The organism is Streptomyces sp. ASQP_92, from assembly GCF_025399895.1.
In the GTDB taxonomy this organism is placed as follows: Bacteria; Actinomycetota; Actinomycetes; order Streptomycetales; family Streptomycetaceae; genus Streptomyces.
The window spans coordinates 1,340,455-1,361,440 of record NZ_JAODUA010000001.1; the positions used below are offsets into that span (position 1 = coordinate 1,340,455).

20 protein-coding genes are annotated in these 20,986 nt (G+C 71.3%); 12 read left to right on the forward strand and 8 right to left on the reverse strand.

Features of this window, described 5'->3' with window-relative positions; translation table 11 throughout:
• Positions 1-343 precede the first annotated feature (343 nt).
• The 3 genes from N4G70_RS05850 (at position 344) to moaA (ending at position 3,502) form a co-directional block, all read left to right on the forward strand.
• Positions 344-709: a DUF485 domain-containing protein gene (locus N4G70_RS05850; RefSeq protein WP_261711281.1), complete on the forward strand. Its 366-nt coding sequence runs from the start codon at positions 344-346 to the stop codon at positions 707-709.
• A complete protein-coding gene (locus N4G70_RS05855) occupies positions 706-2,337 on the forward strand; it encodes a cation acetate symporter (RefSeq protein WP_261711282.1) in 1,632 nt (543 codons plus the stop codon). The genes N4G70_RS05850 and N4G70_RS05855 overlap by 4 nt, the downstream gene beginning before the upstream one ends.
• A 175-nt stretch (positions 2,338-2,512) precedes the next feature.
• Entirely contained in the window at positions 2,513-3,502 is a 990-nt protein-coding gene (gene moaA, locus N4G70_RS05860) for a GTP 3',8-cyclase MoaA (RefSeq protein ID WP_261711283.1), read from the forward strand.
• Here moaA and N4G70_RS05865 read toward each other — a convergent pair.
• On the reverse strand, positions 3,485-3,742 hold the full coding sequence (locus tag N4G70_RS05865) for a hypothetical protein (RefSeq protein ID WP_388730911.1): 258 nt from the start codon (positions 3,740-3,742) through the stop codon (positions 3,485-3,487). The genes moaA and N4G70_RS05865 overlap by 18 nt on opposite strands.
• A 176-nt stretch (positions 3,743-3,918) precedes the next feature.
• A complete protein-coding gene (locus tag N4G70_RS05870) occupies positions 3,919-4,293 on the reverse strand; it encodes a DUF3099 domain-containing protein (RefSeq protein ID WP_261711390.1) in 375 nt (124 codons plus the stop codon).
• A 214-nt stretch (positions 4,294-4,507) separates the two neighbouring features.
• Here N4G70_RS05870 and N4G70_RS05875 point away from each other — a divergent pair, with 214 nt between their 5' ends.
• On the forward strand, positions 4,508-4,783 hold the full coding sequence (locus tag N4G70_RS05875; protein ID WP_189961347.1) for a GlsB/YeaQ/YmgE family stress response membrane protein: 276 nt from the start codon (positions 4,508-4,510) through the stop codon (positions 4,781-4,783).
• Between the two features lie 84 nt (positions 4,784-4,867).
• Here N4G70_RS05875 and tyrS read toward each other — a convergent pair whose 3' ends face one another.
• Genes tyrS through N4G70_RS05890 form a run of 3 tightly spaced genes read right to left on the reverse strand, consistent with a single transcriptional unit; the run spans position 4,868 to position 9,094 of the window.
• Positions 4,868-6,136: a tyrosine--tRNA ligase gene (gene tyrS, locus N4G70_RS05880; RefSeq protein WP_261711285.1), complete on the reverse strand. Its 1,269-nt coding sequence runs from the start codon at positions 6,134-6,136 to the stop codon at positions 4,868-4,870.
• Between the two features lie 52 nt (positions 6,137-6,188).
• The gene (locus tag N4G70_RS05885) at positions 6,189-7,586 is read right to left on the reverse strand and encodes a metallopeptidase TldD-related protein (protein ID WP_261711286.1); all 1,398 of its coding nucleotides are present in this window, start codon (positions 7,584-7,586) and stop codon (positions 6,189-6,191) included.
• Positions 7,583-9,094 (reverse strand): TldD/PmbA family protein, encoded by a 1,512-nt coding sequence (locus tag N4G70_RS05890; RefSeq protein ID WP_399034329.1) that lies wholly within the window; start codon positions 9,092-9,094, stop codon positions 7,583-7,585. The genes N4G70_RS05885 and N4G70_RS05890 overlap by 4 nt, the downstream gene beginning before the upstream one ends.
• Positions 9,095-9,304: 210 nt before the next feature.
• Here N4G70_RS05890 and fabG point away from each other — a divergent pair, with 210 nt between their 5' ends.
• The 3 genes from fabG to N4G70_RS05905 all read left to right on the forward strand — a co-directional run bounded on the left by fabG (position 9,305) and on the right by N4G70_RS05905 (position 11,433).
• Positions 9,305-10,024 (forward strand): 3-oxoacyl-[acyl-carrier-protein] reductase, encoded by a 720-nt coding sequence (gene fabG / locus N4G70_RS05895; RefSeq protein ID WP_120724660.1) that lies wholly within the window; start codon positions 9,305-9,307, stop codon positions 10,022-10,024.
• Between the two features lie 5 nt (positions 10,025-10,029).
• Positions 10,030-10,797 (forward strand): enoyl-ACP reductase FabI, encoded by a 768-nt coding sequence (fabI, locus tag N4G70_RS05900; RefSeq protein WP_261711288.1) that lies wholly within the window; start codon positions 10,030-10,032, stop codon positions 10,795-10,797.
• 270 nt (positions 10,798-11,067) lie between these two features.
• Complete coding sequence (locus N4G70_RS05905; RefSeq protein ID WP_261711391.1) at positions 11,068-11,433, forward strand: hypothetical protein; 366 nt, start codon at positions 11,068-11,070, stop codon at positions 11,431-11,433.
• A gap of 90 nt (positions 11,434-11,523) precedes the next feature.
• On the opposite strand, the gene N4G70_RS05910 is transcribed toward N4G70_RS05905, so the two are convergent.
• Complete coding sequence (locus N4G70_RS05910; RefSeq protein WP_261711289.1) at positions 11,524-12,207, reverse strand: FadR/GntR family transcriptional regulator; 684 nt, start codon at positions 12,205-12,207, stop codon at positions 11,524-11,526.
• A gap of 107 nt (positions 12,208-12,314) precedes the next feature.
• Here N4G70_RS05910 and N4G70_RS05915 point away from each other — a divergent pair, with 107 nt between their 5' ends.
• The 4 genes from N4G70_RS05915 (at position 12,315) to N4G70_RS05930 (ending at position 14,934) form a co-directional block, all read left to right on the forward strand.
• A complete protein-coding gene (locus N4G70_RS05915; RefSeq protein ID WP_261711290.1) occupies positions 12,315-13,628 on the forward strand; it encodes an MFS transporter in 1,314 nt (437 codons plus the stop codon).
• A 30-nt stretch (positions 13,629-13,658) separates the two neighbouring features.
• The gene (locus N4G70_RS05920; RefSeq protein WP_261711291.1) at positions 13,659-13,775 is read left to right on the forward strand and encodes an SGM_5486 family transporter-associated protein; all 117 of its coding nucleotides are present in this window, start codon (positions 13,659-13,661) and stop codon (positions 13,773-13,775) included.
• A 305-nt stretch (positions 13,776-14,080) separates the two neighbouring features.
• Positions 14,081-14,287 carry a hypothetical protein gene (locus N4G70_RS05925; RefSeq protein ID WP_261711292.1) on the forward strand — a complete coding sequence of 69 codons (207 nt, stop codon included), beginning with the start codon at positions 14,081-14,083 and terminating at the stop codon, positions 14,285-14,287.
• Positions 14,288-14,415: 128 nt separating this feature from the next.
• Positions 14,416-14,934 (forward strand): histidine phosphatase family protein, encoded by a 519-nt coding sequence (locus tag N4G70_RS05930; protein WP_261711293.1) that lies wholly within the window; start codon positions 14,416-14,418, stop codon positions 14,932-14,934.
• A gap of 129 nt (positions 14,935-15,063) precedes the next feature.
• Here N4G70_RS05930 and serB read toward each other — a convergent pair whose 3' ends face one another.
• Together serB and N4G70_RS05940 are read right to left on the reverse strand one after the other, a co-directional pair.
• Complete coding sequence (gene serB, locus N4G70_RS05935; RefSeq protein WP_261711294.1) at positions 15,064-16,305, reverse strand: phosphoserine phosphatase SerB; 1,242 nt, start codon at positions 16,303-16,305, stop codon at positions 15,064-15,066.
• A gap of 179 nt (positions 16,306-16,484) precedes the next feature.
• Positions 16,485-18,074, reverse strand: coding sequence for a streptophobe family protein (locus N4G70_RS05940; RefSeq protein ID WP_261711295.1), 1,590 nt, complete (start codon positions 18,072-18,074; stop codon positions 16,485-16,487).
• Positions 18,075-18,421: 347 nt separating this feature from the next.
• Between N4G70_RS05940 and N4G70_RS05945 the strand changes: the two genes are divergently transcribed.
• Positions 18,422-20,947, forward strand: coding sequence for an FHA domain-containing protein (locus N4G70_RS05945; protein ID WP_261711296.1), 2,526 nt, complete (start codon positions 18,422-18,424; stop codon positions 20,945-20,947).
• Positions 20,948-20,986 lie beyond the last annotated feature (39 nt).

Consider the following 20,986-nt stretch of genomic DNA (forward strand, 5'->3'; position numbering starts at 1 on the left):
GGTACGTACGGACGTGAGGGACGGCGACCGGGACCATCGGGCCGTCCCGGGGCATCGAGGAGTGAAGCTATCCCCGATCATCACGGCGATTCAACGGCTTGCGCCGAGTTCGCGAAGAAAGTCGCGTAGTCGACCCGGGGGAGCGCGAAGGGCGCCGGGCACCCGCGCGGCGCGCCCCGCTGACGAACGCGCCGGTGGAAGGCGCCGCGACAAAACACGGCCGGACTGAACCGAGACGGCCCGCGCTCCGTGCCGTTGTCAGGGGGACCGCGTCCCATCCCCGACAAGGACCCCCATGTCCGAACTTTCCGTACCCGCCGTACCCGCATCGCGAGGAGATTCCGTGGCCACCGACGCGCCGCCGCCCGAAGCCGGGGTGGAATCCCGCCCGGCCCAGCCCAGTACCCAGGCATTCGTCGCGGAGCAGCAGAGCGCGGAATTCGCTGAACTCCGCCGCGCGCACCGCTCGTTCGCCTTCCCGCTGACCATCGCCTTCATCACCTGGTACCTGCTGTACGTGCTGCTGTCCAACTACGCGGGCGGCTTCATGGGTACCAAGCTCATCGGCAACATCAATGTGGCCTTCGTGTTCGGCCTCGCCCAGTTCCTGACCACCTTCCTCATCGCCTGGTTCTACTCGCGCCACGCCACGGCCAGGCTCGACCCCAAGGCCGAGGCCATCAAGTCCCGCATGGAGGCCGACGCATGAGCCCCGCCCTGATTCCGCTCGCCGCGGCCTCCTCGACCACCGAGCACCGGCCGCTGATCATCACCCTGTTCGCGGTGTTCGTCGCCGCGACCCTCGCCATCACCGTCTGGGCCGGGCGGCAGACCAAGAACGCCTCCGACTTCTACGCGGGCGGCCGCCAGTTCACCGCCTTCCAGAACGGCCTCGCGGTCTCCGGCGACTACATGTCCGCCGCGTCCTTCCTCGGCATCGCCGGCGCCATCGCCCTGTTCGGCTACGACGGCTTCCTGTACTCCATCGGCTTCCTGGTCGCCTGGCTGGTGGCGCTCCTGCTGGTCGCCGAGCCGCTGCGCAACTCCGGCCGCTACACGATGGGCGACGTGCTCGCCTACCGGATGCGCCAGCGCCCGGTCCGCACCGCGGCCGGCGCCTCCACCATCGTCGTCTCGATCTTCTACCTGCTCGCCCAGATGGCCGGCGCGGGCGTGCTCGTCTCGCTGCTGCTCGGCATCACCACCGACGCGGGCAAGATCCTCATCGTCGCCCTCGTCGGCGTCCTGATGATCGTGTACGTCACCATCGGCGGCATGAAGGGCACCACCTGGGTGCAGATGGTCAAGGCGGTGCTGCTCATCGCGGGCGCCCTCCTGATGACGTTCATGGTGCTGCTCAAGTTCCACTTCAACATCTCCGACCTGCTCGGCTCGGCGGCCCAGAAGAGCGGCAAGGGCGCCGCGTTCCTGGAGCCCGGCCTCAAGTACGGCGTCAGCGGCACCTCCAAGCTGGACTTCCTTTCGCTGGGCATCGCCCTCGTCCTCGGCACCGCGGGACTTCCGCACATCCTGATCCGCTTCTACACCGTCCCCACCGCGAAGGCCGCCCGTAAGTCCGTGAACTGGGCCATCGGCATCATCGGTGCCTTCTATCTGATGACGATCGCGCTCGGCTTCGGCGCGGCCGCCCTGGTGGGGCCCGCCGCGATCAAGGCGCAGAACCCGGCCGGCAACACGGCGGCCCCCCAGCTCGCCGAGTACCTGGGCGGTGGCGTCGGCACCACCGGCGGCGCGACCCTGCTCGCGGTGATCTCGGCCGTCGCCTTCGCGACGATCCTCGCCGTGGTCGCCGGCCTCACCCTCGCCTCGTCGTCCTCCTTCGCGCACGACATCTACGCCAATGTGATCCGCAAGGGAAAGGCGACCGAGAAGGAGGAGATGCGCGCCGCCCGCTGGGCCACCGTCCTCATCGGCGCGGTCGCGATCCTGCTCGGCGCCTTCGCCCGCGACATGAACGTGGCCGGACTGGTCGCCCTCGCCTTCGCGGTGGCCGCCTCCGCGAACCTGCCGACCCTCCTCTACAGCCTGTTCTGGAAGCGCTTCACCACCCAGGGCGCGCTGTGGTCGATCTACGGCGGCCTGTTCAGCTCGGTGTTCCTGGTGCTGTTCTCGCCCGTCGTCTCCGGCAACCCGAAGACCTCGATGTTCAAGGGGGTCGACTTCCACTGGTTCCCGCTGGAGAACCCGGGCCTCATCTCGATCCCGCTCGGCTTCCTGCTGGGCTGGATCGGTTCGCTGCTGTCCAAGGAGGAGTCCGACAAGGGCAAGTACGCCGAGCTGGAGGTCAAGTCCCTGACCGGCGTCGGCGCCCACTGAGCCGCCCCGCACGTACATCCGCACGGCGGATGCCCGAGGCCGTGTCGTAGGACCCTACGACACGGCCTCGCCGCACCTCGTGACAATCGGCCTCCCCCGTTGTCATACGTCTCGCGTAGGCTCGGGTGCGTACACATTCGGCTGATGTTCGACGGACGAGGGGAGGGGGCCCACAGTGCTCATCGACACTTATGGCCGTGTGGCCACTGACCTGCGTGTCTCGCTGACCGACCGGTGCAACCTGCGGTGCACGTACTGCATGCCGGAAGAGGGTTTGCAGTGGCTGGCCAAGCCCGATCTGCTCACCGACGACGAGATCGTCCGCCTGATCCGCATCGCCGTCACCGACCTCGGTGTCACGGAGGTCCGCTTCACCGGCGGCGAGCCGCTGCTGCGGCCGGGCCTGGTCGGCATCGTCGAGCGCTGCGCCGCCCTGGAGCCGCGCCCCCGGATGTCCATCACCACCAACGGCATCGGCCTCAAGCGCACCGCCGCCGCCCTGAAGGCGGCGGGCCTTGACCGCGTCAACGTCTCGCTCGACACCCTGCGCCCCGAGGTCTTCAAGACGCTGACCAGGCGCGATCGCCACAAGGACGTCATCGAGGGCATGGTGGCGGCCCGCGACGCGGGGCTGACCCCGGTCAAGGTCAACGCCGTCCTGATGCCGGGCCTCAACGACGACGAGGCTCCCGACCTGCTGGCCTGGGCCGTGGAGCACGACTACGAGCTCCGCTTCATCGAGCAGATGCCGCTGGACGCCCAGCACGGCTGGAAGCGCGACGGCATGATCACCGCGGGCGACATCCTCCAGTCGCTGCGGACGCGCTTCACGCTCACCCCCGAGGGCGACGACGAGCGGGGCTCCGCCCCCGCCGAGCGCTGGGTGGTCGACGGCGGCCCGCACACCGTGGGCGTCATCGCCTCGGTGACCCGCCCCTTCTGCCGGGCCTGCGACCGCACCCGGCTCACCGCCGACGGCCAGGTGCGCACCTGCCTGTTCGCCCGCGAGGAGTCCGACCTGCGCGCGGCCCTGCGCTCGGACGCCGGTGACGAGGAGATCGCCCGGCTGTGGAAGCTGGCGATGTGGGGGAAGAAGGCCGGCTCCGGCCTGGACGACCCCTCGTTCCTCCAGCCCGACCGTCCGATGTCAGCGATCGGCGGCTGACCCGGCCGACTCCCACTCGGCGAGCGCCACGACATCCTTCAAGAAGCCCCGTACGCCCAGGAATTGGGACAGGTGCTCGCGGTGCTCCTCGCACGCGAGCCACGTCTTGCGGCGCTCCGGGGTGTGGATCTTGGGGTTGTTCCAGGCCAGCACCCACACGGCGTCGGCACGGCAGCCCTTGGCGGAACACACGGGGGTCTCGTCGCTGGTCTCGTCACTCACAGAGACATTGTGCGGCATGCGGCCCCGTACAAAGGCGACGCCGAGCAGCCACGGGGGGAGCTGCCCGGCGTCGGTCCGTCGCTCCGACGGGGGATGCGGAGCGCTTACGAAGTATGTCATGGGGGACCCGGTGTGGTGCACCGGAACTTCATGATTGATCTGAGGTTTTCCTGAGCTTTGCGGACGGTGACGGATCAGCCGTGATCGTGTGAACGCCACTCCTGGTCACCGGCCGCGGATTCCGCCGGGGGTTCCGCGGAGCCGCCCACCGGGGCGGCGCCGAGCGCCGGCCGCACGGGGGCGGGGATGAAGGTGGAGGGCAGTGAAGTGACGTTCTCCCGGCCCGCGTTGGCGAACACGACCGCCACATAGGGCAACAGCGCCCCGAGGGCCAGCGTCACGATGGCGACAGGACGCTCGACGTTCCACAGCACCGCCGTCAGCACCACCGACAGGGTGCGGATCGACATCGAGATCACATAGCGGCGCTGCCTGCCCCGGACGTCCTCGGCGAGCCCCTGGCGGGCCCCGGTGATCCGGAAGACCTGGCCGCTGCTCTGCTTCCGCATCACGTTCCACCACCCGAGTTCCACGGCGGGCTCTCCCCGGCCCGGACTGCTCCCACCGTACGCCGGGGCTCCGCCGGGCACGAGACCGGGGAGGGCCCCACCCGCCCGGATGCCGCGGTACCCGCCCCGTACGGACCTGTCCGACGTGCGCCGTACCGGGAGTGGGCCGACACTGGCTGAACCTGCTCACGTCGAGCCGTACAAGGAGGCAGCCATGGGCTGGTTGTGGGCCATCATCGTGGGATTCGTGCTCGGTCTCATCGCCAAGGCGATCATTCCCGGCAAGCAGCACAGTCCGCTGTGGCTGACCACCATCTTCGGCATCATCGGCGGCATCGTCGGCAACTCGATCGCCCGGGCCATCGGCATCGCCGAGACCAAGGGCATCGACTGGGGCCGGCACGGCCTCCAGATCGCGGCCGCCGTCGTCATCGTCTTCCTGGGCGACATGCTCTACATGGCGCTGCGGGGCAACAAGCAGAGAGCCTGAGGCAGCGCGAGGGGGCGGCTCCGCGAAGGAGCCGCCCCCTGGTGGTGCGACGGGCCGACCGGTGCGGGTCGGCGCCGGGCGCGGTCAGGCGCCGACGACCTCGACGGCCGCCAGGTTCTTCTTGCCGCGGCGCAGCACCAGCCAGCGCCCGTGCAGCAGTTCCTCCGCCGTGGCCACCGCGTCCTCGGCCGTCACCTTCACGTTGTTCACGTAGGCGCCGCCCTCCTTCACGGTGCGCCGGGCCGCCGACTTGCTGGCCACCAGGCCCACCTCGGCGAAGAGATCGGTGACCGGGCCGAGCTCGGACACCTTCGCGTTCGGCAGCTCGGACAGGGCGGCGGCCAGCGTCGCCTCGTCCAGCTCCGCGAGCTCACCCTGGCCGAACAGCGCCTTGGACGCGGCGATGACCGCCGCGCACTGGTCGGCGCCGTGCACCAGGGTGGTCAGCTCCTCGGCGAGCGCCCGCTGCGCGGTGCGCGCCTGCGGGCGCTCCTCGGTGAGCTTCTCGATCTCCTCCAGCTCCTCGCGGGACTTGAAGGAGAGGATGCGCATGTACGTCGAGATGTCCCGGTCGTCCACGTTCAGCCAGAACTGGTAGAACGCGTACGGCGTGGTCATCTCCGGGTCGAGCCAGACGGCCCCGCCCTCGGTCTTGCCGAACTTGGTGCCGTCCGCCTTGACCATCAGCGGCGTCGCCAGACAGTGCACCTCGGCGTCCGGCTCCAGGCGGTGGATCAGGTCGAGCCCGGCCGTGAGGTTGCCCCACTGGTCGCTGCCGCCCTGCTGGAGGGTGCAGCCGTAGCGCCGGTACAGCTCCAGGAAGTCCATGCCCTGGAGCAGCTGGTAGCTGAACTCCGTGTAGCTGATGCCCTGTTCGGACTCCAGGCGGCGGGCCACCGAGTCCTTGGTGAGCATCTTGTTGACCCGGAAGTGCTTGCCGATGTCCCGCAGGAACTCGATCGCGGACAGGCCCGCGGTCCAGTCCAGGTTGTTGACCATCACGGCCGCGTTCTCGCCCTCGAAGGAGAGGTACGGCTCGATCTGGCCGCGCAGCCGGTTCACCCAGTTCGCGACCGTCTCCGGGTCGTTCAGGGTGCGCTCGGCGGTCGGGCGCGGGTCACCGATCTGGCCGGTGGCCCCGCCCACCAGCGCCAGCGGCCGGTGCCCGGCCTGCTGGAGCCGGCGCACCGTGAGCACCTGCACGAGGTGGCCGACGTGCAGGCTGGCCGCGGTCGGGTCGAAGCCGCAATAGAACGTGACGGGACCGTCCGCGAGAGCCTTGCGCAGTGCGTCCTCGTCGGTGGACAGCGAGAAAAGCCCGCGCCACTTCAGCTCGTCGACGATGTCCGTCACGGTTCTGGGTCTCCTTGGCGTAGTACGGGGTGGAACCGCCAGTCTAGGCGGGTCACACGCCCTGGCTGACCGAGCTCATGTTGAAGTCGGGCACGCGCAGCGCGGGCATCGCCGTCCTGGTGAAGTAGTCGTTCCACTCCCGGGGCAGCGTCCTGCCGGTGCGGCCCGCCTCGGTGGCCCGTGACAGCAGGTCGACCGGCGACTCGTTGAAGCGGAAGTTGTTCACCTCGCCGACCACCTCGCCGTTCTCGACGAGGTACACCCCGTCCCGGGTCAGACCGGTCAGGAGCAGCGTCGCCGGGTCCACCTCGCGGATGTACCACAGGCACGTCACGAGCAGCCCGCGTTCGGTGGCCGCGACCATCTCGTCCAGGGTGCGCTCGCCGCCGCCGTCCAGGATCAGGTTGCCCGGCGAGGGGGCGAGCGGCAGTCCGGTCAGGGCGGCGCTGTGCCGGGTGGTGACCAGGTTCTCCAGACGGCCCCCGCGCATCCAGTCGGTCGCGGTCAGCGGGAGCCCGTTGTCGAACACCGACTCCGTGTCGCCCGAGGAGTGCGCCACCATGAACGGCGCGTACTCCAGACCGGGCTCGTTCGGGTCGCTGCGCAGTGTCAGCGGCAGGGGCGAGAGCGTCTCGCCGACGCGGGTGCCACCCCCCTGCTTCGAGAACACGGTCCGGCCCTCGGCGGCGTCCCGGGCCGCCGCCGACCAGATCTGGTAGATCAGCAGGTCGGCCACGGCGGTCGGCGGCAGCAGCGTCTCGTACCGCCCGGCCGGCAGGTCGATGCGGCGCTCGGCCCAGCCGAGCCTGCGGGCCAGCTCCTCGTCGAGGGCGCCGGGGTCGACGTCCTTGAAGTCCGCGGTGGCCCGGCCCGCCCACGCCGAGCGTGTGCGGTCCGGGGACTTGGCGTTGAGCTCCAGGGTGCCGTTGGGCTGGTCGTGGCGAAGCCGCAGGCCCGTGGAGGTGCCGAGGTAGGTGGAGTTCAGCTCGTGGTTGGCGAAGCCGTACAGCTCGCGGCCGCCGGCCCGGGCCCGCGCGAAGGCCTCGCCGAGCGCGGGCGCGAAGTCGGTGAAGACGGCGGAGGAGGTCTCGGCCGGGGCGTCGGTGAAGTCCGCGGCGACGGGGATACCGGTGATCAGTGGCTGGGCGTCCTCGGCGGGCCCGGCGCCCCGGGCGGCCGCCTCGGCGGCGCGTACCAGCGGCTCCAGGTCCTCGGCGGTGACGGCCGAACGCGACACGACACCGGAGGCGGTGCCCTGGGCGCCGTCCACCGTGGCGATCACGGTGAGGGTCCGCCCGCGGGTGACGCCGTTGGTGGTGAGCGCGTTGCCGGCCCAGCGCAGGTTCGCCGAGGAGTGCTCGTCGGCGATGACGACACAGCCGTCGGCGGTGGACAGTTCCAGGGCCCGCTCGACGATCTCGTGCGGCTTGACGGTCGTACGGGAGCTCATCGCCCGGCCTCCTGCGTGGTGTTCAGAATGTTGACCCCGCGGAACAGGGCGGAGGGGCAGCCGTGGGAGACCGCCGCGATCTGGCCCGGCTGGGCCTTGCCGCAGTTGAAGGCGCCGCCCAGGACGTAGGTGCCGGGGCCGCCGACCTGCTCCATGGAGCCCCAGAACTCGGTGGTGGTCGCCTGGTAGGCGACGTCGCGGAGCTGGCCGGTCAGGCGCCCGTTCTCGATGCGGAAGAAGCGCTGGCCGGTGAACTGGAAGTTGTAGCGCTGCATGTCGATCGACCACGACCGGTCGCCGACCACGTAGATCCCGCGCTCGACCCCGCCGATCAGATCCTCGGTGGAGAGCCCGCCCGGATCCGGCTGGAGCGAGACGTTCGCCATCCGCTGGACCGGAACGTGCCCGGGGGAGTCGGCGAAGGCACAGCCGTTGGAGCGGCCGAGACCGGTCAACTTCGCGATGCGGCGGTCGAGTTGGTACCCGACGAGGGTGCCGTCCTTCACCAGGTCCCAGGACTGTGCCGCGACGCCCTCGTCGTCGTAGCCGATGGTGGCGAGCCCGTGCTCGGCGGTCCGGTCGCCGGTCACGTTCATGACCCCCGAGCCGTACGCCAGCTTGCCCAGCTGGTCGAAGGTGGCGAACGAGGTGCCCGCGTACGCCGCCTCGTAGCCCAGCGCCCGGTCCAGCTCGGTGGCGTGGCCGATCGACTCGTGGATGGTCAGCCACAGGTTGGACGGGTCCACCACGAGGTCGTAGCGGCCGCCCTCGACGCCGGGCGCCCGCATCTTCTCGGCCAGAAGCGAAGGGATCTCTTCCAGTTCGGCGTCCCAGTCCCAGCCGGTGCCGGTCAGGTACTCCCAGCCGCGGCCGACGGGCGGCGCGATGGTGCGCATCGAGTCGAACTCGCCGGTCGTGCGGTCCACCGCGATGGCGGTGAGCTGGGGGTGCAGCCGGACCCGCTGCTGGGTGGTGACGGTGCCGGCGGTGTCGGCGTAGAACTTGTTCTCGTGCACCGTGAGCAGCGAGGCGTCCACGTGCTCGACCCCGTCGGCGCGCAGCAGCCGCGCGCTCCAGTCGGCGAGCAGCGCGCTCTTGTCCTCGTCCGGGACGGAGAAGGGATCGATCTCGTAGGAGGAGATCCAGGTCTTCTCGGAGTGCACCGGCTCGTCCGCGAGCTCGACCCTCTCGTTCGACCCCGCGGCCGCGATGACCTGCGCGGACAGCTTGGCCATCGCCACCGCGCGGGAGGCGACCTTGGCCGCGGCGTCCATGGTCAGGTCGACCCCGGAGGCGAAGCCCCAGGCCCCGCCGTGCACCACGCGCACCGCGTAGCCGAGGTCGGTGCTGTCCGAGGAGCCGGCCGGGCGGGCGTCGCGCAGCCGCCAGGCGGCGCTGCGCACGCGCTCGAACCGGAAGTCGGCATGATCGGCCCCCAGGGCGCGGGCCCGCGCGAGCGCCGCGTCGGCGAGGGCCCGCAAGGGCAGCGCCGTGAAGGCTTCGTCGATGGAATGGGTCCCAGATGGCACAGCTGTCTCCCTGTCGTATGAGACCGGACGCCCCCGATCATTCACCGCCGGCCCGGTCCCTGACTACGTCTTTCTGTAGGGACCCGACAGCGCTCGTTCCTCGCCACTGTCAGGGCCCGATTCCTCGTAAGTCGGGCGGTACCGATAGTTTGCGGGGAGTACGAATCCGCCTATCGAAAGGGTGATCCGTTGAGCCGCTCGGTTCTCGTCACCGGAGGTAACCGGGGCATCGGCCTCGCCATCGCCCGCGCTTTTGCCGAGAGCGGCGACAAGGTCGCGATCACGTACCGCTCCGGAGAGCCGCCGGCCGCGCTCACCGAACTGGGCTGTCTCGCCGTCAGGTGCGACATCACGGACACCGAACAGGTGGAGCAGGCCTACAAGGAGATCGAGGACAAGCACGGTCCCGTCGAGGTCCTGGTCGCCAACGCCGGCGTCACCAAGGACCAGCTCCTGATGCGCATGTCCGAGGACGACTTCACCTCCGTCCTCGACACCAACCTCACCGGCACCTTCCGGGTCGTCAAGCGTGCCAACCGCGCCATGCTGCGGGCCAAGAAGGGCCGCGTGGTCCTCATCTCCTCCGTCGTCGGGCTGCTCGGCTCGGCGGGGCAGGCCAACTACGCCGCCTCCAAGGCGGGACTTGTCGGCTTCGCCCGGTCGCTCGCGCGTGAGCTCGGGTCCCGGAACATCACTTTCAACGTCGTCGCACCCGGTTTCGTCGACACCGACATGACCAAGGTGCTCACCGAGGAGCAGCGCTCGGGCATCGTGTCCCAGGTGCCGCTCGGCCGCTACGCGCAGCCCGAGGAGATCGCCGCCGCGGTGAAGTTCCTCGCCTCCGACGACGCCTCGTACATCACTGGAGCCGTCATCCCGGTTGACGGCGGATTGGGCATGGGTCACTGATCACCATGAGCGGAATTCTCGAGGGCAAGCGCATCCTGATCACTGGTGTGCTGATGGAGTCCTCCATCGCCTTCCACACCGCGAAGCTGGCGCAGGAGCAGGGCGCGGAGGTCATCCTCACCGCCTTCCCGCGCCCGACCCTGACCGAGCGCATCGCCAAGAAGCTCCCCAAGCCCGCCAAGGTCATCGAGCTCGACGTGACCAACCAGGAGCACCTGGACCGGGTCGCGGGCCTGGTCAAGGAGGAGCTCGGCGGCCTCGACGGCATCGTCCACTCCATCGGCTTCGCCCCGCAGGACGCGCTCGGCGGCAACTTCCTGAACACGCCGTTCGAGTCGGTCGCCACCGCCATGCACGTCTCGGCGTTCTCGCTGAAGTCGCTCACCATGGCGCTGCGCGAGCTGCTCACCCCGGGCAGCTCCATCGTCGGCCTCACCTTCGACGCGCAGTACGCCTGGCCGCAGTACGACTGGATGGGCCCGGCCAAGGCCGCCCTGGAGGCGACGTCCCGTTACATGGCCCGCGACCTGGGCAAGGACGACATCCGCTGCAACCTGATCTCGGCGGGCCCGATCGGCTCCATGGCCGCCAAGTCCATCCCGGGCTTCTCGGAGCTCGCAGACGTGTGGAACCACCGCTCCCCGATGGAGTGGAACATGGCCGACCCCGAGCCCGCCGGCAAGGGCGTCGTCGCGCTCCTCTCGGACTGGTTCCCGAAGACCACGGGCGAGATCATCCACGTCGACGGCGGCCTGCACGCCGTGGGTGCCTGACCCTCCCAGCACGATCGGCGGCCGCCCACCGGAACCTTCCGGTGGGCGGCCGCCGTGCGTGGACCACGACTTCCCCGCAGACTGAACGAGACGGACATGTCGGGCAGTCGGCCGGGAAGAGGTGGGGGCGTGCGTCCTTCGCGTGTACGGCCCCCGGAGTCTTCGCGTGTACGGCCCCCGGAAGGTTCCGATGGGCAGCTCCCGGGGTCTTCGCGGGCACGGCCCCCGGGGTCGCGCCCCCGCCGGGGACGCCCGTTCCCCCAACACCCCCTGCGGGTGGGCCAGCGCCGTGCCCTGGCCCTGCTCCTCCTGGCGCTGGCCACGGCGGCCGGGCTCGCCGTGCCCTCCGTGGTGCGGGCCGCGACGGCCCCCGACGCCCCGCCCCCGGTGGCCAGGCCCGAGCCGTTCGGCGCCGACTGCCGCCCTTCCGTACGGGGCTCGCACGTGATCGCGTACTGCCACAACCCCTACCCGGGCGCGGACCGGGTGCGTCTGCACACCGACTGCGCGATGTGGTGGGACCTGGACGCCGACGCGGCGCCGGTGGAGGTCGGCCCCGGCCAGACCGTACGGCTCACCGACCGGTGCTGGAAGGATGTCCGCGCGGTGTGGGTCACCCACGAGAAGGTGTCCTGACGCGCTCGGTGCGGGGTCGTCCCGCGAGGCGCCCCGACGGCGTCGTCCCGCGCGGTCCGCACGGCCTCCGCGGCCGGCGCCGAGCTCCGCTCAGCGCCCTTCGAGGCGGTCCGGCAGGCAGATGAAGGCGTGGGCCGCGGCCTCGGCGGCGGCGCTCTCCGCGTCGCCCGTCCGGATCGCGTCGACCATCCGGGCGTGGTCCATGTGGTTCTCCGGCGTCATCTCGGTGCCCACGTCGTCCCGCAGCCAGTCCCGCAGCAGATGGCCGAGGTCCGCGTACAGCTCGGTCAGTACGTCGTTGTGCGAGGCCGCGACGACGGCCAGGTGGAGCGTCGCGTCGGCCGCGATGAACGCCTCCCGGTCGGCCGAGGCCCACGCCCGCTCGCGCCGGTCGAGCAGCGTGTCCAACTGCTTGAGCTCGCGCTCGGTGCGCCGCTGGGCGGCGAGCCTGGCCGCCGACGACTCCAGGGTGGAGCGCAGCTCGGCCACATGGCGGGGATCGGCGTCGGCGAACCGGCGCTGCATCACCCCGGCCAGCTCGCTGGTCGCCACGACATAGGTGCCCGAACCCTGGCGGATGTCGAGCAGGCCGTTGTGCGCGAGGGCGCGAACCGCCTCGCGCACCGTGTTGCGGGCCACCCCGAGCTGTTCGACCAGCTCCGGCTCGGTCGGGATGCGGGCACCCACCGGCCACTCGCCCGAGGTGATCTGGTTGCGCAACTGCGCGATCACCTGGTCGGCGAGGGCGGACCGCCGGGGAGAACTCAGCGTCATGGTGCTCCAGTCCGAGAGGGGAGGGTGAAGAGGGTCAACGACGATCCGTGAAGGGGGATCGTGAACGATTGGACAACCAATCATCCCATGATTCTATGATGGGCGGCATGCCCGACGAAGAGACCACGACGCTGAGCGCCGCGCCCACCGTCCGCACCGAGCCCCTGGAAGCCCCCGCGCCCGCCGGCGCCGCCCGGGTGCCGGCGTGGACGCGTTGGCTCGTACCGCTCGCGCTGGTCCTCGCCGCCGTCAATCTGCGCCCCGCCATCACCAGCCTCGGCTCGCTGATGAAGGAGGTCACCGGCGGACTGCACATGAGCGGCGGCCTCGCGGGCGTCCTCACCTCGGTGCCGGCGTTCTGCTTCGCGCTGTTCGGCATCATGGCGCCGCGCCTGGCCCGCCGCTTCGGCCCCGGCGCCGTCGTCTTCGCCGGCATGGCCGCCATCACCGTCGGCCTGCTCCTGCGCCCGTTCGCGGGCGGCACCGTCACCTTCCTCGCGGCCAGCGCGCTCGCCCTGATGGGCATAGCCGTCAGCAATGTGCTGATGCCGGTCATCGTCAAGCGGTACTTCCCCGACCGGGTCGGCTCCATGACCGGCCTCTACTCGATGGCGCTCGCCGCCGGAACCTCGCTCGCCGCGGTCACCACCGTGCCCCTCACCGACGCGCTGGGCGGAAGCTGGCGCCAGGGGCTCGGCGTCTGGGCGCTGCTCGCGGTCCTCGCCGTGGCGGCCTGGCTCCCGCTGACGCGCGACCGCTCGGGGAGTACGGGGCCGGCCGTCCGCGCCCAGCAGGAGGCGGCGCCCGCCCTGCGCATCACCCGCAGCGGCACCGCCTGGGCGCTGGCCTGCTTCTTCGGGCTCCAGGCCACCGGCGCCTACATAACCATGGGCTGGATGCCGACGATCTTCCGTGACGCGGGCGTCTCGGCGGGCACCGCCGGGCTGCTCCTGTCGATCACCATGGTCATGGGCGTGCCGCTCGGCTTCGTCATCCCCTGGATGGTCAACCGGCTGCGCAGCCAGGGGCCCATCGTCGTCGCGCTCGGTGCCTGCGGCCTGGCCGGGTACGCCGGGCTCTACCTCGCACCGGCCTCCGGAGCCTGGGCCTGGGCGCTGCTGCTCGGCATCTCCAACTGCGCCTTCCCGCTCGCCCTGACGATGATCGGCAAGCGGTCCCGGACCGGCGCGGGCGTCGTACGCCTCTCCGCCTTCGCCCAGTGCGTCGGCTATCTGCTCTCCATCCCGGGCCCCCTGCTCGTCGGCCTCCTGCACGACCGCAGCGGCGGCTGGGACCTGCCCATCGCGCTGATGGCGGCCCTCATGGTGCCGCAGATCGTCGTGGGCGTCCTGGCCGGCCGGGACCGCACGATCGAGGACGAGGCCGGGGCCCGCGAGAGCGAGGCCGGGGCCCGGCGATAGCGGGCCAAACCGGGATGCGACACTGGCCGCATGCCAGTGCTCGAACCCAATCCGCAGAACAGCCACAAGAAGCTGCTGCTCGTGCTCGGCGCGATGCTCGCCGTCACGGTCGTCGTCGCCGTCATCGCGACGCTCGCCTCTCCCTGACGGACGCCTCCGCCTCTCCCTGACGGACGCCTCCGCCTCCCCCTGACGGACGCCCGCGCCTCTCCCACGGCGACGCCCGCGCGTCACCTGGACGACGTCCCCGCGTCGTCCTGCCGTGGTCAGGGCGACGGCAGGGCCCGCCAGGGTGGTGCTAGCCCCACCATCCCCTAGGGGGCCAGGGTCAGGGTCGAGTGGGTGGGTCGCCGGATGGGACGACGCCCGCCGGATCCGTAGGTTTTGAGGTACCGCGACGGACACCCCGTCCGCCCGCGGAACTCGAAGCGGGAACCCCCACGGAGGCGGTCATGTCGGCCCACACCCACCCCAGGTCCACCCAACCGGCCGCCGGTGGCATCGACTTCAAGCTGCCGTGGTGGGGCGTCGTCCTGCCCGCGATCGCGTTCTTCGCGCTCCTCGCGCTGGTCGTGGGGTCCGGCGACGCCCACGCGGTGTCCGGCGACGGCACGCTCACCCACCTCGTCGAGCGCATCCAGGAAAGCCTCTCGCGCTAGCGTGCCGGGCTCCGCGAAAGCCCCGCACTGCGACGCGCAACAGCCCCCGCCGGCACGGCCGTCGCCCTCGCCGGGGGAGCATGGGAGACCCTGCGCCCGGTGGCGCGAAACATGCGAAGCTGGGGAACATGAGCGTCGACACACCCCGCAGGATCGTCCTTCTGAGGCATGCGAAAGCCGACTGGCCCCAGATGTCCGACCACGAGCGGCCGCTCGCCGACCGAGGCAGGGCGGACGCCCCCGTCGCCGGCCGCCGACTGGCCGAGGCCGGCATCGTCCCCGACCTCGCCCTGTGCTCCAGTGCGGTGCGGACCCGCGAGACCTGGAAGCTCGCCGTGCAGGAACTGCCGCACCGCCCCAGGACGGTCTACGAGGACCGGATGTACGAAGCCTCCCTCGGCGAACTCATCGCGCTGGTCAACGAGACCCCCGAGGACGTCGCGGACCTGCTGCTCATCGGCCACAACCCCGGTATGCACGCGATGGCCGACGCGCTCTGCGGCGACGCGGAGGGCGACCTGCTGCCTCGGATGAACCGCACCGGCTTCCCGACCTGCGCCATCGCCGTGCTCACCTTCGACGGCCCCTGGAAGTCCGTGGAACACGGGGTGGCCAGGCTCGTCGACTTCTGGGCCCCGCACGCCTGACCCCGCACGCCTGACCCCGCACGCCTGACCCCGCACGCCTGACCCCGCACGCCTGGCCCCGCACGTCCGGCCCCGTACGCGTCGGGCCCCGGCGCACACCGCGCCGGGGCCCTTTCGTGTCCGAGGGGATCAGTCGACGAGGCCGTCGGCCGCCTCGACCTCTTCGCGGGTGATGCCGAGCAGATACAGCACGGTGTCGAGGAAGGGCACGTTCACCGCCGTGTGCGCGGCCTCGCGCACCACGGGTTTGGCGTTGAAGGCGACCCCGAGGCCCGCCGCGTTCAGCATGTCCAGGTCGTTGGCGCCGTCGCCGATCGCCACGGTCTGGGACAGCGGCACCCCCGCCTCGTCGGCGAACCTCCGCAGCAGCCGGGCCTTGCCGGCCCGGTCGACGATCTCGCCCGTGACCCGGCCGGTGAGCCTGCCGTCCTCGATCTCCAGGGTGTTGGCGGACGCGAAGTCGAGCCCGAGGCGCTCCTTGAGGTCGTCGGTGACCTGGGTGAACCCGCCCGATACGACGCCCACTTGATAGCCGAGCGCCTTGAGCGTACGGATCAGGGTGCGGGCGCCCGGGGTGAGCCGGACCTCGGCCCGTACCTTGTCCACCACCGAGACGTCCAGGCCCCGCAGCAGCGCCACCCGGGCGTGCAGCGACTGCTCGAAGTCCAGCTCGCCGCGCATCGCGGCGGCGGTGACCTCGGCGACCTCCGCCTCGCAGCCGGCGTGCGCGGCGAACAGCTCGATCACCTCGTCCTGGATGAGCGTGGAGTCCACGTCCATCACGACGAGCCGCTGGGCCCGGCGGTGCAGGCCCGCCGAGACGACGGCCACGTCCACGCCCTGAGCGGCGGCCTCGGTCGCGAGCGCGGTGCGCAGCGTCCCGGTCGCGACGCCGGACACCGCGAACTCCACGGCGGTGACGGGATACTTGGCGAGCCGGAAGATACGGTCGATGTTGCCGCCGGTACCGGCGATACGAGCCGCTATGGCCGCCGTGGACTCGGCGGTCAGCGGGTGGCCCAGAACCGTCACATGCGAACGGCCGCTGCCGCGCGGCCTGTTGTCGCCGGTGCCGGAGATGATCTCGGCCTCCAGCTTCAGCGACTCGGCCCAGCTGTGCACGGTGGCCCGCAGCTCGCCCGAGGAGGCGACGGTCGGCTCGGTGACCAGCGCGCACAGGACGAGCCTGCCACGGGAGACGACCTGCTCGATGTCCACGACATCGACGGAGTAGGCGGCGAGGGTGTCGAAGAGCCCGGCGGTGATGCCGGGGCGGTCCTTGCCGAAGATCTTGACGAGGAGGGTCGGTACGTCAGAGCTCTGACCGGCGTCGGAGTTCTGGCCGGCGGGGGGCAGGGGCGATGGCGTCATGGTGATCCCACCGTATCCGCACGCCGCTCCGGACCCGCACGCCGTCCCGCCCTGCGGACAGGCCCCCCTCGTACGGCCCCTCGGCACGGCTTGGACGGGCCGGGTGGGAGCCGGGAGTACGGCTGTGACCGGCGGGGTGGGGCCCCGGGCCCGCGTCGTACGCCCCGGGCCGGAGCGGTTCAGCGGCCGCGCCGCGGTGGGCCGGGCGGGGGAGGCGGGCCCTCGTAGGGGGGCCTGCGCGGCCGCGGGCCCGGTCGCGGCCCGCCCCCGGGGCCGGGCAGGGTCGGGTCGCCGTGCAGCCCGGGCGGCAGCTTCAGATACGGGTTGGTGTCGGGGTTCGGCGGCCGGTGGGAGGGCGCCGGGTCGTAGGGCCCGGGAGGCCGCTCCCCCCGAGGCCGCGCCGCGTCCGGGTAGCCCGGGTCCGCGAGCACGGCCGCCCGCCGGCCCGCCGCCCCCGAGGCGCCGGCGAGCAGCGCACCCAGGGCGCCCGCGCCCGCCCCCCACCCGGCGCCCAGCGCGAGGGCGAGCCCCGCGTCGCCGTGCAGCTCGACGCCCGCCCCGAACGCGTCGAAGCCCAGCACCGAGAGCGAGGCGTTCGCGGACACCCCGGTGAGCCACACCATCAGGGGGAGCGCCACCGCGGTGGCCGCGGCCAGCGACAGCGCGCACCGCCCGGCGAAAGCGCCGCCCGAACGCCCGCCCACCGGCGTCCGGACCGCGGCGAGCACCCCCGCGCACAGCGTCAGACACGCGGCTGCCAGGACCAACAGCCATGCCCTGCCGTCGAGTTGGGCGAGCCGGGCCACCGACACCGGTTCGTCGGCCCGCGTGCCGAGCAGCCGTCCGAGCGGGTCCGGGAGCAGGGTGGCGAGCGTGCCCGTGGCGTGGCCGCTCCACGGTACGAAGAGGCCGAGCGGGATCGCGAGCCACACCCCGTTGGGCGCCCCGAGCAGTGCGGCGCCCGCGATGCGGCCCGGGTGGGCGTCGCCGATCGCCGCGTACGCCGCCGCCGCGAACCCCGCCGCCACCGCCACCAGGGCCACCGTCACCAGCGCGGAGACCGCGGGCCGCACCGCCCGGTGCAGCGCCGACCAGCCGCGCGGCAGAGGAGTGCGGCGCGAGGCGAGCAGGGCGATCGCCAGCACCGCGGCGACCCAGCAGGCCGCGCCCGTCAGCGAGCGGGCCGTCTCCACGCGGAAGCCGACCTTCGCCCCGGTGTCCGCGAGCCCGGCGAGCCGGCCCGGCAACAGCCCGCCGACGTCCCCGATGCCGGGGATGGCCGGCACCTTCACGCCGCCCGGCAAAAGATCCGTGCCGTCGAGCGTGACCAGGTCGTGGCCGACCCGCGCGAGCCCGGCGACCACCGCGACGAACACGAGGGCCAGCACGGCCGCGCGGGCCGCCAGTTCGGCCCCCCGGATCCGGGCCCCGGCGCTCCGCAGCGAGCGCAGGAAGAAGAACGCGAGCAGCAGCGCGCCTGCCAGGCCCACCCCCAGGGGCGCGACATCGACGGCCGTCCGCGCCTGCGCGCCGCTCAGGCCGAACGCCGAGACATCGCCGGACGGGGTGACCGAGCCGCCCGCCCCGAGCACCACCACGGCCGCCGTCATCGGGCCGAGCGCTCCCGCCGCGTCCGCGCCCAGCAGATGGAGCCCGAGCGCGGCCGTGCCCGCCATCGCGACCAGCGCCCAGCTCACCGAGGCGATCGAGGTGAGCCAGACATCGCCCCACCGGATCGAGCCCCGGACCTCGTTGTCGCCCACGTTCATCAGGACCCCCCCGATACGAGCCGACTTGCCCCTGTTGGATATGGAGAGACCAATTTCGACCGCCGACACATCATTTATGGGCGGACATCATGATCCGTACGCACTCATGGGTGCTTACTACTCTCGGGGGGTGTTTGGCCCGCGTCAACGGGCGGGCGCCGGGGCCCTGTTGCACGACCGCGACGGGACTGTGCCCGGTCTGTGCACGTAATTCACAAGGCCCGGGTTTCGGATACGAGCCCGGGCCTGAAATAGTTCCCCACGATGTTCACCATCCCTAGACTCCCTGTCGGGAGTCAGGGGCCTCCGGTGCGGAGGCCTTTCGGGGGACGACAAGTGGGGCTGGAGTGCCGGAACTCGTACTGGAATTGAATGGCAGCACCTGGACGCTCGATCCGTCCAGGTCGTACACCCTTGGCCGGGACCCGCAAGGTGACCTGGTGGTCGACGACGCCAGAGTGTCGTGGCGGCACGCCACGATCAGCTGGAGCGGCCGCAGTTGGGTCATCGAGGACCACGGATCGACCAATGGCACCTATGTGCGGGGCCAGCGGATCCACCAGATGGACATCGGCCCCGGCTCCTCGGTCCACCTAGGCAACGCGACCGACGGTCCGCGGCTGAATCTCACCGGTGCCGCCGCGGCCGCCTACGCACAGCCCGCCCCCGCCCAGCAGGCGCAGGCGGCGCCCGCCCACCCCCAACCCCAGCAGGCCCCGCCCCAGCAGGGCGGCTGGGCGCAGCACCCTCAGCAGGCGCACCACCCCCAGCAGCCGCAGGTCCCGCAGCAGCAGTGGCAGCAGCCCCCGCAGCCGCAGGTCCCGCAGCAGGGCGGCGCCGCGGGCGCCCCGCCCGTCTACGGGGACCGCAGCCCGACCACGTTCCACCAGGTCGCGCTCGGCCGCGTCATGCGCATCGGCCGTGCCCTGGAGAACGAGCTGGTCGTCTCCGACCTCCAGGTCTCGCGCCACCACGCCGAGTTCCACGCGACGCCCGACGGCCGGATGGAGATCCGCGACCTCGGCTCGCACAACGGCACCTATGTCAACGGCCAGCCGATCGCCAAGGGCGGCAGTGTCCTGCTCGGCCCGCAGGACATCGTGGGCGTCGGTCACTCGACGTACCGCATCGTCGGCGACCGCCTCGAGGAGTTCGTCGACACCGGTGACGTCTCCTTCTCCGCCCGCCATCTGACCGTCACGGTCGACGGCGGCAAGGACATCCTCAAGGACGTCTCGTTCGGCGTCCCCGAGAAGTCGCTCATCGCGGTCATCGGCCCCTCGGGCTCCGGAAAGTCCACGCTCCTCAAGGCGCTCACCGGCTACCGGCCCGCCAACAAGGGCGATGTCCTCTACGACAACCGCAACCTCTACAAGCAGTTCGCCGAGCTGCGCCAGCGCATCGGCCTGGTTCCGCAGGACGACATCCTGCACAAGGAGCTGACCGTCAAGAAGGCGCTGAAGTACGCGGCCAAGCTGCGCTTCCCCGCCGACACCACCGAGACCGAGCGCCAGCAGCGCATCGACGAGGTGCTGCGCGAGCTCAAGCTGGACATCCACAAGGAGAAGAAGGTCACCTCCCTCTCCGGTGGCCAGCGCAAGCGCGTCTCGGTCGCCCTGGAGCTCCTGACCAAGCCGTCGCTGATCTTCCTCGACGAGCCCACCTCGGGCCTCGACCCGGGCATGGACCGCGACGTCATGCAGCTCCTTCGCGGCCTCGCCGACGACGGCCGCACCGTGCTCGTCGTCACGCACTCGGTGGCCGAACTCGCCATCTGCGACAAGCTGTTGGTGATGGCGCCGGGCGGCTCGGTCGCCTACTTCGGCCCGCCCGAGGAGGCCCTGAACTTCTTCGGCTACGGCACCTGGGCCGATGTCTTCTCCGCCTTCGAGAGCTACCGCGACTACGACTGGGCGGGCCGCTGGAAGGGCTCGCAGCACTACCAGATGTACGCCGCGGACATCGACGCCGTCGCCCCGCAGTCGGTGCAGATGCCGCCGGCCCAGGCGATGAAGCCGCCGAAGCCGCAGGGCTGGCTCTCCCAGCTGTGGACCCTGATGCGCCGCTACACCTCGGTGATCGCCTCCGACAAGGGCTTCCTCGCCCTGTCGGTGGCGCTGCCCGCCGTGATCGGCTCGGTCAGTGTCGTCATCCCGGCGAAGTTCGGCCTCGGCCCGCCGACGCCGCCGTCCCGGTTCAACGGGGACGCCGGCACGATCATGCTGATCCTCGCGGTCGGCATGTGCTTCTCGGGCGCGGCCAACTCCGTACGAGAACTGATCAAGGAACGGGTCATCTACGAACGGGAACGGGCCACCGGCCTGTCCCGCTCGGCGTATCTGATGTCCAAGATCCTGGTGCTCGGAGTGATCACCGCCTTCCAGGGCGTGATCCTGTGCATCATCGGCTTCTCGACCCGCAAGCTGCCCGCCGAGGGTCTGGTGATGCCGCCCGCGGTCGAGATGTGCCTGGTCGTCATCGCGCTCGGCTTCACCTCGATGATGTTCGGCCTGATCATCTCCTCGCTGGTGAAGACCTCCGAGAAGACCATGCCGCTGCTCGTCATGTTCGCCATCGTGCAGGTCGTCTTCACCGGCATCCTGTTCAAGGTGTACGACTCGCCCGGCCTTGAGCAGTTCGCCTGGCTGATGCCGTCGCGCTGGGCCATCGCGGGCGCCGGCACGACGCTCGACCTGTCCCATCTGATGGGCCCGATGGACCAGAGCGACCCGACCAACCTCGACCCGCTGTGGAAGCACGACGCCGCCCAGTGGTTCACCGACATCTCGGTGCTGCTGGTCATCGGCATCGCGCTCGGCTTCGTGGTCGCGCGCCTGCTGCGCCGCCACGAGCCCGAGGTCATGCGCAAGTAGCCGGACCCGGTCACGGAAGAAGGGCGGCACCCCGTGGGG